Raw genomic sequence first — 15,447 nt, forward strand, 5'->3', positions numbered from 1 at the left:
ACTGCCAAATCAGCAATAGTCGNATNTTGGAATATCCTGAACGGTGGTGAGCACGCAGATAACAATGTTGATATCCAAGAATTTATGGTGCAACCAGTATCTGCGCCTACGTTCGCTGAAGCGCTTCGTGCGGGTGCTGAAATTTTCCACGCATTGAAGAAAGTGTTGCAATCTCAAGGCTTGAACACAGCTGTTGGTGATGAAGGTGGTTTTGCGCCTAACTTAGCGTCTAATGCTGATGCATTGGCAGTCATTAAAACGGCTGTTGCCGATGCCGGCTACGCTCTAGGTGATGACATTACACTCGCGCTAGATTGTGCATCTTCTGAATTCTACAAAGACGGAAAGTACGATCTAAGCGGTGAAGGTAAAGTCTTCTCTGCTGAAGGCTTCTCTGATTACTTAGCAGAGCTTTGTGATGCTTACCCAATTGTTTCTATTGAAGATGGTCAAGATGAATCTGATTGGGCTGGTTGGGCTTATCAAACAAAAGTACTTGGTGACAAAGTACAGCTAGTTGGTGATGACTTGTTCGTGACTAACACTAAGATTCTTAAGCGTGGTATCGATGAGCGCATCGGTAACTCAATTCTTATCAAGTTCAACCAAATTGGTAGCTTGAGTGAGACGCTTGATGCAATTCAAATGGCGAAAGATGCAGGCTACACCGCAGTGATCTCTCACCGTTCAGGTGAAACCGAAGATACGACTATTGCTGATTTGGCAGTAGGTACATGTGCCGGTCAGATCAAGACAGGCTCGCTATGTCGCTCTGACCGTGTTGCTAAGTACAATCGCTTGCTGCGTATTGAGGAAAAACTTGGCTCAGCAGCACCTTATAAAGGTCGTTCGGAAATCAAAGGCCAATAATTGGCCTGTTCAAACTGAGCTTGCTTAGCGCTTTAAGTGAGCTTAGTTTTAAGCAAAAAAGAAGGGCAGTTTAGCCCTTTTTTTAGCTCTCGCTAGTAGAGAATTATTTCAATTTGGACATGAATTTTAGGCTAGCGTGATGCCGATTCTAGGCTAGAGTGAACTCATAGGTTTGTTATTTTTGTTCACCATATTTTTAGTTTTTATCGGATTGTAAATGAAGTTGTTGTGGGGTTTCTTGTTGTTGGCAACGGTCGTGCTTCAGTTCAGGCTGTGGGCTGGCGAAGGCGGCATATTTGAGGTGTGGCAATTGCAAGAAAAAGTAGATGTATTGCGTGTTGCGAATCTTGAGCTGGAAGAGCGAAATGGGCGCTTAGACGCGAAAGTAACAAATCTTAAGAAAGGTTATGAAGTAATAGAGGAGCGCGCACGCGTAGACCTTGGTATGATTGGTCGAAACGAGACCTTCTTTATGGTGGTCAATTCAAGCGATCATTGATGAACATTCTGCATGGTAAAACGCAATTCTGAGCCGAAGCACTGGCTCATTCTACCCGCCGCTGGTATCGGATCTCGAATGGGGTCCACCATTCCAAAGCAATATCTTAACATTGATGGACAAACGATCATTGCTCGAACAATAGAAGCAATGACTGCAAAACCTCGCTTTGAAACCGTGTTGGTAGGTTTAAGGTCTGACGACTCCTATTTTAATTCTCTACCTGTTGATGTTACCAACAAGTGCATAAGGTTTGTTGGCGGTGATGAAAGAGCAGATACCGTTCTAGCAGGGTTAATGGCTTTATCTGATAAGGCTGCGGATCATGATTGGGTTTGGGTTCACGATGCCGCTCGTCCTTTGATTACTGAACATGAGTTAGAGTTACTAGAAAAGTCATTATTGGATGCACCAGATGGTGCGTTATTAGCGCTTCCCTCGGTTGATACAATTAAATGTTCCAAGAATGGTCGGGTGGATTCAACGCTCGATCGCAACATAATTTGGCGCGCACAGACTCCCCAAGCATTCCCTTATGCGCTTTTACGTGATGCTTTACGCTCTGCTTTAAAGAAAGAAGTACAAATTACTGATGAGTCTTCAGCGATGGAGTTTGCAGGGCACTCTCCGCTACTTGTAGAAGGACGGTCGAGCAATATTAAGGTCACAAAGCCTGAAGATTTGGCTGCACTAGAAAGTACAAATACCGTAAATGAGAAAACAAATATGACGCCTGATCTTAGAGTGGGTACGGGCTATGACGTACATGCGTTCGAGAATGGAGAGTTCGTTACTCTTGGCGGCGTGAGAATTCCTCATAGCTTTGGTTTAAAGGCGCATTCAGATGGTGATGTGTTGTTGCATGCGATCTGTGATGCAATGCTAGGTGCTTTAGCCTTAGGAGATATAGGTAAGCATTTTCCAGATACTGATGACGAATGGTCGGGAGCAGATAGCCGTTTTTTACTCAGAGCGGTAAATGATTTGATTCAATCAAAAGGCTTTTCGGTGAATAACTTGGACAGCACGATTATCGCCCAAGCGCCGAAGATGTTGCCCCATATTGATAATATGCGTCAATGTATCGCTGAAGATCTAGGGATAGATGTGGATCGTGTGAGTGTTAAAGCGACGACGACTGAAAAGCTCGGATTTACAGGCAGAAAAGAGGGTATTGCCTGTGATGCGAGCGTCATGCTTATGAGGCAGGTAAGCGTGTGAATTCTCTCCCAAGAGCAAGCAGTAGCGTTTGGTTAAAAGCTACATATAAGGCGACGCCACAAGATTTTTATGTGGAAGAGAAAATGACGATGGAATTTTCTGGTGAGGGTGAGCATTTATATTTATTTATCGAAAAGACTGGCCAGAATACCGAGTTCATCGCGAAGCAGTTAGCGCATTATTTTGGCGTTAAACCAATGGATGTCAGTTATTCGGGCATGAAAGATCGTTGGGCGGTCACTCGTCAGTGGTTTAGTGTGTATGTGCGTAATCGCCAGTTTGATTCGATAGATCTTAGCGGAATTGAGGGTGTTCGGTTAGTTGAGCTTGCTAGGCATAATAAAAAACTTCGTCGTGGTGAACATGTCGGCAATTATTTTCGATTAGTCGTTCGCGGAGTTTCGCAAACTGCTGATTTATTGTCTGGTCTTGAATATATACGTGAGCATGGATTTCCTAATTACTTTGGTGTTCAGCGCTTCGGGCGTGATAATCAAAATTTAGAGCGTGCTAAGCGTTGGTTTGCCGGCGAAATAAAAGTCTCTCGTTCGCAAAGATCGTTTTACCTATCGGCTGTGCGTTCCTATCTGTTTAATATTATGTTGGCGGATAAAGTACAAGACGGGACCTGGCTTGTCGCCTCGGATGGTCCTTTGTACGGAGATGATGCGCCAGGGCTCGCGCCTAAAACGGACGAAGAAAATGCGTTTTTTGCACAATATCCTGAACTAGTGCGAGGATTGCATAAGAATAGAATGACCTTAGCTAGGCGGCCATATAGAATGCCAGCTGAGAATTTTTCCTGGAGTTTTGATGATGATGCGTTGACGCTTCATTTCAATTTAATGCCAGGCGCTTTTGCTACGAGTTTGTTGAGCGAGCTATTTGATTTAGAAGATGCCTCAACACGTCAGATGGCAGAGCAGTGATAGAGAATTAAAATGAAATTGTTACTATCTAATGATGACGGTGTGAATGCAGAAGGTTTGCACTGTTTGGCTGACGAGCTTAGCAAAATAGCCGAAATTACTGTTGTTGCTCCTGATCGTGATCATAGTGGAGCCAGTGGATCTCTCACTTTATCAAGACCTTTAAAAGTCACGACTCTTCGAAATGGTTTTCAATGTGTTGATGGTACGCCAACTGATAGCGTTCACGTTGGTTTGACTGCTTTGACTAATGGAGATGTTGAGCGAGTTGTTTCCGGTATCAATACCCATGAGAACTTAGGTGATGATGTACTTTATTCAGGGACTGTTGCGGCTGCTTTAGAGGGGCGTTTTTTAGAAAAACCTGCCATAGCCGCATCACTCGTAAATCGCGGAAACTGGCATTACGAGACTGTCGCAAAAGTGGTTCGCGATATATTGGAAAACGACATCTTCTCGACTTTACCTCCACGAACTATTCTCAACGTTAACGTTCCTGATGTGCCTTATGAACAGCTAAATGGCTTAAAGATCACGCGTCTTGGTCACCGAGCAAAAGGGAAGCCGCCTGAGCAGTTTTCAGATCCACGAGGCAAAGAGCGTCTCTGGATTTCTACTGCTGGTGAGGGTGATGATGCGGGGGAAGGTACTGATTTTCATGCTGTATCTAATGGTTACGTTTCCGTATCACCTATTCATGCCGATATGACTTCGCATACAGCGCTTGCGACCTTGCAACAAGCCGTGAAAGAGAAGTCTTAATGCCAGAGCAGAGTATTGAAGGCATCGGAATGACCTCTCGCCGAACGCGTCTGAGGTTGGTTCAGCGTTTGCGCGATAAGGGTATTGCTGATGAGCGTGTTCTGGAGGCAATCGCTGATACACCTCGACATATTTTCTTAGATGAAGCGCTGTCGCATCGAGCATACGAAGACACTGCTTTACCTATCGGACATAATCAAACCATCTCGCAGCCATATATTGTCGCAAGAATGACGGAGTTACTCGTTCAGCATCAGCCTCGTAGAGTGCTGGAGTTGGGAACAGGGTCTGGATATCAAGCCGCTATTTTGTCTCAAGTCGTTGATGAGCTTTATACGGTCGAACGCATCTCTCCATTATTGAATAAAGCGCGTCAGCGTTTTGAACGAATAGGTTATCGCAATATATACAGCCGTCATGCTGATGGCGGCATTGGTTGGCCCGAGCAAGCGCCGTTTGATGCAATTATGGTGACTGCCGCACCGAAAGAGATTCCCCTTGAGTTACTTCGTCAGTTGAAAGATGGTGGCAAGATGATCGTGCCTTTAGGCGATGTGCAGCAAAATTTGACTATTGTGACGCGTAGAGGTGAGCAATTCTTGAAAGACGTCATTGAGCCGGTAATGTTTGTACCATTTTTGCCGGGTGTTGTTCGCTAAGCTAAAGGAGAATCTATGCATTGGGTGCTAATATTTTTGCGTGGCATTATGATGGGCGCAGCGGATATAGTACCCGGCGTCTCCGGTGGAACAATTGCATTTATAACTGGGATATACGAGCGACTGCTATCAAGTATTAACTCTGTACTTCCTGCCCTGCGAAAGCTTCTACAACACAGGTCTATTCAGCAGTTTTTTCAAGAGATCGACGCATTGTTCTTGTTGATTTTGCTCTCGGGTATTCTCAGTAGTATCTTTTTGCTCGCTTCCTTTATTTCTGAAGTTATTGTTAGTCACCCTATTCCTTTATGGTCTTTTTTCTGTGGTCTTATTGCGGCTTCAGTGTGGATCATGGGAAGCAGTATGGATCGCTGGAGAGGCAGTGAATGCATTGCACTGGTATTAGGGGTTGGGTTGGCGATGTTTATTGCGAGCGGTCGATTTTTTTCGCTTGAATTCAATCTTTTGGGTGCGTTTATCTCTGGTTTCATTGCGATATTTGCAATGTTGTTGCCAGGGGTGTCGGGGAGCTTTTTGTTATTACTTCTAGGTACTTACACTTTCATCCTTGGCTCAGTGAAAAGTTTTGAACTAAGTGTTCTCGCTTGTTTTGTCTTGGGGTGTTTGTTGGGTTTAATTCTGGGGGCAAGAATTATTGCTCATCTGTTACATCTATACAGAACAATATGCCTCAGTTTTTTGACTGGACTAATGTTGGGGTCAATTCAGAAGATCTGGCCTTGGAGAGAAGTACTAAGCTACCGATTAAATAGTAAGGGCGAGAATGTTGCTCATCTAGAAGGCGTATTATGGCCAGCAGACTATGCTCAATTAGTCGGCGATCCTCAAATAGGGTTGGCAGCGATTTGGTTTGTTGTTGGAGTAGGCTCAATTTTGCTCATATTAGTTGTTATAAATAGACTAGAGCGGAATGCAAACTAGTGTTACGTAACGGAACACTCGAGTATTTTGGTAACACTTTTGCAATTGTTTTCAAAATAAAAAAGTACTTAAATAATAGGTACTTAGCGGCACTTCTTAAAACGAACTCTACTTATGTAAAATATAAAGAAATATAAAAATATTTTTATATTTCTTTAGGTTATATTTAAGGTCGATATGTTGAACGAAAAACTCATGTTTGGTGTACGAGAAATTGACGTCTTTTGGCGCAAAGCTCTTTCTGTAACCAAATGTATCTTGGTTTTTTTTGCATTATCGGCGTGCACTTCTCCAGACATTTACTACAATAAAAACTTTAACCCTCCGGTGTATTTTGGAACTCATGTGGTTCAGTCCGGTGAAACGCTATACAAGATCGCGTGGCGCTACGGACGTGACTACAAAGAGTTAGCAAGTGCTAACAACATAAAATCGCCATATACCGTTTTTGTTGGTCAAAAAATAGACTTGGAAGTGAGTGCTTCAGCCATCCAGTCGGCCTCAAATTCTGCCAGCTCTTCGCCTTCTGGTTCTTCAAATGTAACAAAACGTAAACGAAAACCTGAATCTCGTTACAAATCGACAAAGAACAAAAATCTCAATAATTCCAATAACATAACTTGGGCGTGGCCTCATGTTGGCCTGATCCTTGCGAAGTATTCTGTGAACTCACGCAGTCGGGATATCAACAAAGGCATTGATATAGGAGGTGCCGTCGGCGATGACGTTAATGCAGCAGCTTCGGGAGAAGTTGTATATGCAGGGAACGGTCTCTTAGGTTATGGAAATCTTATAATCATTAACCACAGCGATCGATTCCTAAGTGCTTATGGGCACAACCAGACGATGCTGGTAAAAGAGGGTGAACCTGTCCGGCGTGGTCAACGAATTGCAACAATGGGTACGAAAGGCCAAAAGCCTATGCTTCATTTTGAAATTCGTAAGGATGGTCAGCCGGTCAACCCGGAAAAGTACTTGCCAAAAAGATAGATGCCTTCATAAGAGGGCGATTAAGAAACAGCTAGGTTATTCCTGAAAACGGAATAGACAATAAAAAGCGGAGAAACACCATGGCAGCAGAAAGAGATACTTTATTTGAAGCAGAGCAGTTCGGTTTTGGTTCAGACAATGGAAATTCACAGCATGAGGAAGATATTGCATCGGTAGTTACATCTATCGATAGCCGTCGTACAGGAACTCGCGGAGATGCAGCCGCAAGTCGTCAACTTGATGCGACTCAAATGTATTTAAATGAGATCGGTTTTTCTCCTCTTCTATCAGCTGAGGAAGAGGTGCATTTTGCGCGCCTTGCTCAGAAAGGAGATGAAGCTGGTCGTAAGCGCATGATTGAAAGTAACTTGCGCTTAGTTGTAAAAATTGCGCGTCGATACGTTAATCGCGGTTTGACTCTTCTAGATCTCATTGAAGAAGGTAACCTAGGTTTGATTCGCGCGGTTGAGAAATTCGATCCTGAGCGCGGTTTCAGATTCTCAACATATGCTACTTGGTGGATTCGTCAAACCATCGAGCGCGCAATCATGAACCAAACACGCACCATCCGTTTGCCGATTCATGTTGTGAAAGAATTGAATTTATATTTGCGCGCAGCACGTGAATTGACACAAAAGCTTGATCACGAGCCATCAGCAGAAGAAATTGCGGATCTTCTCGACAAACCAGTTGCTGATGTGAAGAAGATGCTTGGTCTTAATGAGCGTGTAGCTTCTGTTGATACACCGATTGGTGTGAATGGCGATAAATCGTTACTAGACACCGTTGCAGATGAAAATGCTTCGGATCCTGCCGAAATCTTGCAAGATAACGATTTGCAAGGTTCGATTGATGGTTGGTTGGATCAGCTTTCTGGCAAGCAGCAAGAGGTGTTGTCACGCCGTTTTGGTTTGCGCGGTTATAAGATGAGTACTTTGGAAGAGGTTGGTAGCGAAATCGGCTTGACCCGTGAACGTGTTCGCCAAATTCAAGTAGAGGCACTTAAGCGCTTACGAGACATTCTTGAAAAGCAAGGTTTGAGTGGCGATATGTTATTTAAATAGCCACTACTTGTTCTAGGTCCTAATATTATTTGCCGCCATCTGAATAAGATGGCGGTTTTTTTGTTTCTAATCGCAGCGTTATTCGCCGGTCTTGTCTTTAAATTCGCATAAATCTTCGATCATGCAGCTCTGACATCTAGGCTTTCGTGCCATACATGTGTAGCGTCCATGAAGTATCAGCCAGTGGTGAGCATCCACAAGAAATTCTTTTGGAATAACGCGTAATAAGCGCTTTTCGACTTCCAGTACATTCTTGCCCGGAGCGATCTTCGTTCTGTTTGCTACTCGGAAAATATGTGTGTCGACCGCCATTGTAGGATGGCCAAAGGCTGTATTAAGTACAACGTTAGCGGTTTTTCTTCCAACGCCAGGGAGTGCCTCTAGGGCTTCGCGATCTTCAGGTACTTCTGAGTTGTGTTGAGAAATGAGCATCTCACATGTCTTGATGACATTTTCTGCTTTAGCATTAAATAGGCCGATGGTTTTTATATAGTCCTTTAAGCCATCTACTCCCAGCGCGTATATTTTTTCGGGAGAGTTTGCGACAGGAAAGAGTTTGTCAGTTGCTTTGTTAACGCCTTTATCGGTCGCTTGGGCAGATAAAATGACAGCAATAAGTAACTCGAAAGGAGAGCTGTAATTCAGTTCTGTTTCAGGTTTTGGATTGTCGTTTCGAAAGCGTGTGAAGATCTCTGTGCGAATGCTTTTGTTCATTGTTAAAACAATTCTTGGTGTTTGTAATTAAAGTCAGCTAGTATAACTAAGGAAGCCTTAAAAACACGGCTATTTTTATGACATTGGGCATCTAGAATGCTTGTTTGTACATACCTATATCCACGTTTTGAGCGTTTCAATTACGTTATATATTCAGGAATAGGTTATGTCAGAAAGAGTTACAGGTAAGGTTAAGTTTTTTAACGAGTCAAAAGGCTTCGGTTTCATCGAGCAAAACGGCGGTCCAGACGTTTTTGTTCACTTTAGTGCAATCCAGTCTGAAGGCTTTAAAACCTTAGCTGAAGGCCAAGAAGTTGAGTTCACTGTAGGCCAAGGTCAAAAAGGCCCACAAGCTGAGCAGGTTGTTCCTAAGTAGGACATAACCCGATCGAAATTCTACGAACCCGCTATCGCTTGCGACAGCGGGTTTGTTTTTATCTGATAGACCAAAAATAGTATGGCACTTCAAGACTGTAATATTGTGCTCGGCGTGAGTGGTGGTATTGCTGCTTATAAATCTGCCGACCTTTGTCGCCAACTCAAGAAAAACGGTGCGAACGTACGCGTTGTGATGACGCAGGGTGCGTGTGCATTCGTCCAACCATTGACCTTCCAAGCTTTAAGTGGCGAACCTGTTTCTACAGCACTTCTTGATGAAGATGCTGAAGCAGGAATGGGGCATATCGAACTCGCAAAATGGGCAGATCTCATATTGATCGCACCTGCTAGTGCAAATTGCATCGCAAGAATAGCTAATGGCTTTGCGGATGATCTTCTCACAACGCTTGTGCTAGCGACCGAGGCGCAGATAGCGATCGCGCCGGCAATGAATCAAGTAATGTGGGCAAATCCTATTACGCAAAAGAATCTCCAGAATCTCATCGAAAGTTATGAGCAGCGACTCCAAATAGTAGGGCCAGCATCAGGCGAACAAGCATGTGGTGATGTTGGTTTTGGTCGAATGATGGAACCAAGCGATATTGTTGCGGCAATTTCTCAGGAATCAACACCGCGAGAATGTAAGTACAGAGTCGTTATTACGGCAGGGCCAACGCGAGAAGCGATTGATCCTGTTCGATATATTTCAAACCATAGCTCAGGCAAGATGGGCTATGCCTTGGCAGAAGCCTTCCATGCAGTGGGTGCAGATGTTTGCTTAATTTCCGGTCCTGTTAACTTATCATGTAGCAGTGGTATTGAACGTATTGATGTGACGTCTGCGGAACAGATGTATGAGCAAGCAATGCGACAAGCACGAACTGGATTAGATGTATTTATTGGTTCTGCTGCGGTTGCCGATTACAGGCCAATTGATGTTTCTGAACAGAAGATGAAGAAGACTGGTTTCGGCGATAATATTCAAATAGAGCTTACTCAGAATCCTGACATAATTGCTAACGTCTCTGCTATGCGAGAAAGTAGTCAGTCTCTAATTGTTGGTTTTGCTGCTGAAACAAACGATGTTATTCAGTACGCTAAATCTAAGCTTAAGCGGAAGAGCTTAGATGTCGTTATTGCGAATGATGTTTCGAATCAAGAAATTGGATTTAATAGTGACAACAATGAGGTAACTTTGGTTACTGTAGATGGTGAAGAATTATTGCCTTTGACATCTAAAGCTTCCTTGGCTCAAGAATTAGTGACTCGACTATCTGAAAAATTAAATCAAAAAAGAAAAAGTAAATGAAAACGCCATTACAAATAAAAATCTTGGATGACAAAATTGGGAATACTATTCCCTTACCTAGTTACGCAACTCAGGGTTCTGCGGGTGTTGATTTGAGAGCTTGCCTAGACGAATCGATTAACTTAGAACCTGGCCAAACTACCCTGATACCTACTGGATTGGCGATTTATATCGAAGACCCTCAGCTGGCGGCAACGATATTACCTAGATCTGGCCTTGGTCATAAGCATGGGATTGTTTTGGGGAATCTCGTTGGTTTGATAGATTCTGACTATCAAGGCGAGTTGATGGTTTCGTGTTGGAATAGAGGAAATACAACATTTTGTATAGAGCCGGGTGAACGTATCGCTCAGTTAGTTGTTTTGCCTGTCGTGCAAGTCGAGTTTAATCTCGTCGACGAGTTTAAAGAATCAGATAGAGGAACCGGTGGATTTGGTTCAACGGGTACAAAATAAGAGACACATTAAGTCGGGATGGATTCATGTTGAGGCTCAAGAAAAAGCACGCGCTGGTGAAAACTGAGAAGCGAGAAAAAGGTAAGGCAACAAGCAAAGGGAAGAGCAAGGTTGCAGATGATAATCAAGGCAAGTCCATCGCGGCCTGGAGCTTTCAGCCCGCAGCGATAGCTTTCATAAGTGTTATCGCGTTGGCTCTACTTATCGAACTTTACTTTGTGCAAAGTGTTGAGAAAGATCAGCAAAACGATATCAATCAAAATTACGCAAGTCTTGTTCAGAGCGACTTGAATTTTATGATTCAAGAACGTTTATATGCCTTAAAATCTGTCGCGACCAATAATGTATTGATGAATGGTTTCTCTAGCGACAAAACAAGTCATCAATTAATGAAGGCAAGTTTTAGTGACTTAGTAGGTCTTTATGTCATTCCAGAATCACAGCTTGGGCAAGCGCGTACTATTTACCCTGATTTAGGATATGCGAGTGTCGACGCCGTTAGAAAAGCGCAAGATATTGATAAACTAAGATTTGATGCGTTTTTTGACGGAAAGAGTTGGTTCTATCAAGCAGCGGTGCGTGTTGAGAACAATGATCCTGCTGTTGTTTTATTTGTCTTTGATTTGAGCGAGATATCGAAGGAAGTACAGATTAAAGCTCAAGCCTTGCAAGGTAGTCTCACCATCTATGGTGGAGTTGATCAATCTGCATCTAAAGTATTTTCTGCTGGTATTAGTGTTGGTGGAGAAGAGATCAGTAAATCTCTGAATATAGGTAATTGGCAGCTTAGATATCTGTCTAATTCGTCAGCTATTGTTGCCATAGATAGAACGCTGCTTTGGATTATGCTCAGCAGCGCTGCCTTATCTACGCTCGTGCTTGTTTATCTGGTATGCAGGTTTCGATTGCAAAAAGTTCATAGCGACGTGGTATTAGCGGATTCACTTGTGCAGTCAGCCATTTCTGGTGAACGAAAATCAACGCAGCGTTTGCATTTTTCCGAGACCATTTCACTTGTCACAAATGCTAATCAAGCGCTGTCGACGCAAGAGCAAAAGGTATCAAAGAAACCTAAAACATCAGCACCTGCGGCGGAAGAAGAGCTACCTGTAAATGAGCCTCTCGCCGAACTTGTTGTTGATGAAGAATTAGAGCCTGAGCACGACCTAAGTGACGAGCTAAATTTTGATGATTTGGACCTAGATGAGGAGTTGGGTTTGAACGAAACTACAGAAACTGTTGTTGAAGAAAAGACAACTTATTCAATCGAGTCTTCAATTTTCCGAGCTTATGATATTCGTGGAATCGTCGATGAAACTTTAACTGACGAAGGCGTCGAGTTAATCGGTCGAGCGCTTGCATCTGAAGCCTTGGCGCAAGGACAAAGTACTCTGTGTGTCGGTTATGACGGGCGCTTATCTAGCCGACCATACTGTGAGGCAATCTGCAGAGGTATTACTTCCGCAGGGGCTGACGCAATCGTTATTGGCCAAGTTCCTACTCCTGTTTTGTATTTTGCGACACATCATTTAAATACTGGAACTGGCGTTATGATTACCGGTAGTCATAATCCAAGTAACTACAACGGTTTCAAAATGATGGTAGCTGGCAACACGCTTTCCGGTCCAGACATTCAAGCCTTGTACAATCGTATCGTAAATGGTGACCTAGCTAGTGGCAGTGGCACGGTCAGTGAGCAAAATGTTGATGATGCCTACCAAGACACAATCGTTAATGATGTGGCTGTTGCTGCGCCACTTAAGGTCGTTGTTGATGCTGGTAATGGTGTTGCGGGCGAGCTTGCGCCTAAGTTGATTGAAGAGCTTGGTTGTGACGTGGTGCCATTGTTTTGCGAAATTGATGGAACGTTTCCAAATCACCACCCTGATCCAGGCAAACCGGAAAACTTACAAGATTTGATCGCGGCAGTTCAGCGAGAGAATGCCGATTTAGGCTTAGCGTTCGACGGGGATGGTGATCGGGTAGGTGTTGTGACAAACAGTGGCAAGATTATTTGGCCAGATCGTTTGTTGATGCTTTTCGCAAAGGATGTTGTCTCGCGTAATCCTGGCGCTGATATCATTTATGACGTGAAGTGTTCGCGTCGTTTGAATGGTTTGGTCGCAAGCTTTGGTGGTCGTCCTATTATGTGGAAAACTGGACACTCATTGATCAAAGCTAAAATGAAAGAAACAGGCGCCTTACTCGCTGGTGAAATGAGTGGTCATATATTCTTCAAAGAGCGTTGGTTCGGTTTTGATGATGGTTTATACAGCGCCGTTCGTTTACTTGAAATTCTTGGTATTGAAGACCGTTCGGCGGATGAAGTGTTTGCGGAATTCCCAGAAGATACCAGTACACCAGAAATTAATATCACCGTGACGGACGAAACAAAGTTTGAATTGATAGAAAAGCTTTGTGGGCGTGCTGCAGCATTTGAAGATGGGAGTGTCTCTACCATCGACGGATTACGTGTTGATTTTGCAGATGGGTGGGGGCTATGTCGCGCATCGAATACAACGCCGGTTTTGGTTCTCCGTTTTGAGGCAGACAACGAGTCGGCAATCGCACGCATTCAGGCGCGCTTTAAAGAGCAATTATTAGCTGTTGATAGCAGTTTAAATATCCCGTTTTAGTTAAGAGTTCGAATAAATGAGTTTAGATAAAGACAGTGCGATTCAAGTCGCTTCTGTATTGAATAAGGCTCTGCCTTATATCCAACGTTTCGCGGGTAAAACTATCGTTATTAAATACGGTGGTAACGCAATGGAAAACGAAGAGCTAAAAAACAGCTTTGCTCGTGATGTTGTGTTGATGAAATTGGTTGGTATTAATCCGATTGTTGTTCACGGCGGTGGTCCACAAATAGGTGATTTGTTAAGTCGTTTGAATATAGAAAGTCGCTTCGTTGATGGTATGCGTGTGACAGATGCTCAAACCATGGACGTCGTGGAAATGGTATTAGGTGGCTTGGTTAATAAAGAAATTGTAGCATTGATCAATCGCAATGGCGGTAAAGCAATTGGTTTGACGGGTAAGGATGCAGATTTTATTCGAGCTCGTAAGCTTGAGGTGAAGAGTGCTTCGCCAGAAATTCAGAAGTCCGAAATTATCGATATTGGCCATGTTGGGGAAGTTAGTCGAATCAACCCTGAAGCAATTGATATGCTTGTTCAAGGCGACTTTATTCCTGTAATTGCACCAATTGGCGTAGGCGAGAATGGCGTTTCTTACAATATTAACGCGGATCTTGTTGCTGGTAAGGTTGCGGAAGAACTGAATGCAGAGAAGCTGATTCTGCTTACCAATATCTCTGGTTTACAAGATAAACAAGGTGAGATTCTGACAGGGCTAAATACACAGCAAGTGGATGAATTGATAGCGGACGGCACGATTTACGGCGGTATGCTGCCGAAAATCGCTTGTGCTTTAAGTGCTGTGAGAAACGGTGTTAAAAGTGCGCACATCATCGATGGCCGTGTTAGCCACGCAACGCTACTAGAAATATTTACTGATGAAGGCGTAGGAACACTAATCAGTAACGTGTAATCGCGTCAGCTCTGGACTCGATTACCTCCTTCAAAACGCGCTGCGCTTAGCAAAGCTTCCGCGCGTTTATTAAAGCTCTTAATATCATCATTCTTGTTTAACTCTGCGACACCGCATGAAACAGTAATAGTGCCGAGCTGTAACTTCTCTGCACTGTCCGAGAGTGTTTGTTTTGCGAGACGTTGGCGCAAATTTTCTGCTACGGTAATTGCACCTTCAAGTTGAGTATCTGGTAAGAGCAGCGCGAAACTATACTCATCATAGCGCGCAATTAAGTCGTTACCCTTTAAGTGCTTCTTGAATAGTGTGGAGATAAATTTTAAGACTTTATCGCCAATCGTATCGCCAAACTTATCTCTGAATTGATCGAACTGATCGACTTCTAGAATAGCCAATGAAAGTGCTTCGTCTTGAGATTGACTCATAGATATGTGCATTGCTAAGTCTTCATCAAATGTAGCCCGCGTCGAAATACGTGTTAGAGGGTCTACGCTTGTTTCGCCACTCAATCGCGCTACTTCATTTTTTAGACGCTGCATTTCATTAGACATGCTTTCAAGTGACTCTTGCATTGCGCAAGTGGCGGCTTCTCGCTCTTTAGTATGCTCAATCAGTTGAGCGATCATGAGCTTAAGCTCAGCGATATCTTGCGTTGTATTCACTTCTGAGCTGATATCGTTTAACGCTTTACTGTAAACGCCCAGACCTTCACCCTCATGACGAGAGCGAAGTAAGAATTCGTTAATAACTTGTTTGACGCTATCACTTAGCTGATTCACTGTCGCTTCGTGTTGGCTAGCAATATGTTTTTGATATAACTCTCTATGCACATTAGAAGTAAAAGAGCTGCGATTTAAATCTAATAGATTGATTTCATTAACTAATTCCGCATTGCGCCCGCTGACATACTCATACCATACGGCATAGTTCTCGGGGGTTGTTGCAATATTACGTTTTTGCATTTCGGGTAGAGTTTGTTTTAGAAGGCTCACCGCAAGCCCGATATCACTACTTGTTTGCATCATATCTACGAAGTTAATTAGTAAAAAATTGAATCGGTATATTTAGGTATAGCATGATTTTAAAGTTCATTATAACTTTTATCG

Annotated in this window: 16 protein-coding genes and 1 pseudogene; 15 read left to right on the forward strand and 2 right to left on the reverse strand. The window is 43.4% G+C overall.

Features of this window, described 5'->3' with window-relative positions; all coding sequences use genetic code 11:
• The 10 genes and pseudogenes from eno to rpoS all read left to right on the forward strand — a co-directional run.
• Positions 1 to 870, forward strand: an 870-nt coding sequence (gene eno / locus A3738_RS27360) for a phosphopyruvate hydratase (RefSeq protein ID WP_068763991.1), incomplete at its 5' end; no start/stop codon positions are given.
• Positions 871 to 1,087: 217 nt separating this feature from the next.
• On the forward strand, positions 1,088 to 1,369 hold the full coding sequence (locus tag A3738_RS27365) for a septum formation initiator family protein (RefSeq protein ID WP_068479449.1): 282 nt from the start codon (positions 1,088 to 1,090) through the stop codon (positions 1,367 to 1,369).
• Positions 1,370 to 1,381: 12 nt separating this feature from the next.
• Positions 1,382 to 2,053: pseudogene (gene ispD / locus A3738_RS31655) on the forward strand (2-C-methyl-D-erythritol 4-phosphate cytidylyltransferase); the annotation flags it as partial.
• 42 nt (positions 2,054 to 2,095) lie between these two features.
• Entirely contained in the window at positions 2,096 to 2,590 is a 495-nt protein-coding gene (gene ispF, locus A3738_RS31660) for a 2-C-methyl-D-erythritol 2,4-cyclodiphosphate synthase (protein WP_197472384.1), read from the forward strand.
• Positions 2,587 to 3,519 carry a tRNA pseudouridine(13) synthase TruD gene (truD, locus tag A3738_RS27375; RefSeq protein WP_068483578.1) on the forward strand — a complete coding sequence of 311 codons (933 nt, stop codon included), beginning with the start codon at positions 2,587 to 2,589 and terminating at the stop codon, positions 3,517 to 3,519. Before ispF ends, truD begins: the two co-directional genes overlap by 4 nt.
• A gap of 12 nt (positions 3,520 to 3,531) precedes the next feature.
• Positions 3,532 to 4,281 carry a 5'/3'-nucleotidase SurE gene (gene surE, locus A3738_RS27380; protein ID WP_068483576.1) on the forward strand — a complete coding sequence of 250 codons (750 nt, stop codon included), beginning with the start codon at positions 3,532 to 3,534 and terminating at the stop codon, positions 4,279 to 4,281.
• Positions 4,281 to 4,940 carry a protein-L-isoaspartate(D-aspartate) O-methyltransferase gene (locus A3738_RS27385; protein WP_068483572.1) on the forward strand — a complete coding sequence of 220 codons (660 nt, stop codon included), beginning with the start codon at positions 4,281 to 4,283 and terminating at the stop codon, positions 4,938 to 4,940. Before surE ends, A3738_RS27385 begins: the two co-directional genes overlap by 1 nt.
• Before the next feature lie 15 nt (positions 4,941 to 4,955).
• The gene (locus tag A3738_RS27390) at positions 4,956 to 5,882 is read left to right on the forward strand and encodes a DUF368 domain-containing protein (RefSeq protein WP_068502125.1); all 927 of its coding nucleotides are present in this window, start codon (positions 4,956 to 4,958) and stop codon (positions 5,880 to 5,882) included.
• Positions 5,883 to 6,062: 180 nt separating this feature from the next.
• Positions 6,063 to 6,872 (forward strand): peptidoglycan DD-metalloendopeptidase family protein, encoded by an 810-nt coding sequence (locus A3738_RS27395; protein WP_231876780.1) that lies wholly within the window; start codon positions 6,063 to 6,065, stop codon positions 6,870 to 6,872.
• A gap of 80 nt (positions 6,873 to 6,952) precedes the next feature.
• Complete coding sequence (gene rpoS, locus A3738_RS27400) at positions 6,953 to 7,936, forward strand: RNA polymerase sigma factor RpoS (protein ID WP_068478066.1); 984 nt, start codon at positions 6,953 to 6,955, stop codon at positions 7,934 to 7,936.
• 78 nt (positions 7,937 to 8,014) lie between these two features.
• Here the strand turns inward: rpoS and nth are convergent, their stop codons facing one another.
• A complete protein-coding gene (gene nth / locus A3738_RS27405) occupies positions 8,015 to 8,650 on the reverse strand; it encodes an endonuclease III (protein WP_068475512.1) in 636 nt (211 codons plus the stop codon).
• Positions 8,651 to 8,816: 166 nt separating this feature from the next.
• Here nth and A3738_RS27410 point away from each other — a divergent pair, with 166 nt between their 5' ends.
• The 5 genes from A3738_RS27410 to argB all read left to right on the forward strand — a co-directional run bounded on the left by A3738_RS27410 (position 8,817) and on the right by argB (position 14,341).
• A complete protein-coding gene (locus A3738_RS27410) occupies positions 8,817 to 9,026 on the forward strand; it encodes a cold-shock protein (RefSeq protein ID WP_068475510.1) in 210 nt (69 codons plus the stop codon).
• Positions 9,027 to 9,107: 81 nt separating this feature from the next.
• The gene (gene coaBC, locus A3738_RS27415) at positions 9,108 to 10,337 is read left to right on the forward strand and encodes a bifunctional phosphopantothenoylcysteine decarboxylase/phosphopantothenate--cysteine ligase CoaBC (protein ID WP_068475508.1); all 1,230 of its coding nucleotides are present in this window, start codon (positions 9,108 to 9,110) and stop codon (positions 10,335 to 10,337) included.
• Positions 10,334 to 10,792: a dUTP diphosphatase gene (gene dut, locus A3738_RS27420; RefSeq protein WP_068475506.1), complete on the forward strand. Its 459-nt coding sequence runs from the start codon at positions 10,334 to 10,336 to the stop codon at positions 10,790 to 10,792. Before coaBC ends, dut begins: the two co-directional genes overlap by 4 nt.
• Before the next feature lie 56 nt (positions 10,793 to 10,848).
• A complete protein-coding gene (locus A3738_RS32780; protein ID WP_369819840.1) occupies positions 10,849 to 13,428 on the forward strand; it encodes a phosphomannomutase/phosphoglucomutase in 2,580 nt (859 codons plus the stop codon).
• Between the two features lie 16 nt (positions 13,429 to 13,444).
• Positions 13,445 to 14,341 (forward strand): acetylglutamate kinase, encoded by an 897-nt coding sequence (gene argB, locus A3738_RS27430; protein WP_068475502.1) that lies wholly within the window; start codon positions 13,445 to 13,447, stop codon positions 14,339 to 14,341.
• A gap of 5 nt (positions 14,342 to 14,346) precedes the next feature.
• Here argB and A3738_RS27435 read toward each other — a convergent pair whose 3' ends face one another.
• Positions 14,347 to 15,363 (reverse strand): GGDEF domain-containing protein, encoded by a 1,017-nt coding sequence (locus A3738_RS27435; RefSeq protein WP_068475500.1) that lies wholly within the window; start codon positions 15,361 to 15,363, stop codon positions 14,347 to 14,349.
• Positions 15,364 to 15,447: the final 84 nt, after the last annotated feature.

It is taken from the genome of Oleiphilus sp. HI0066, from assembly GCF_001635725.1.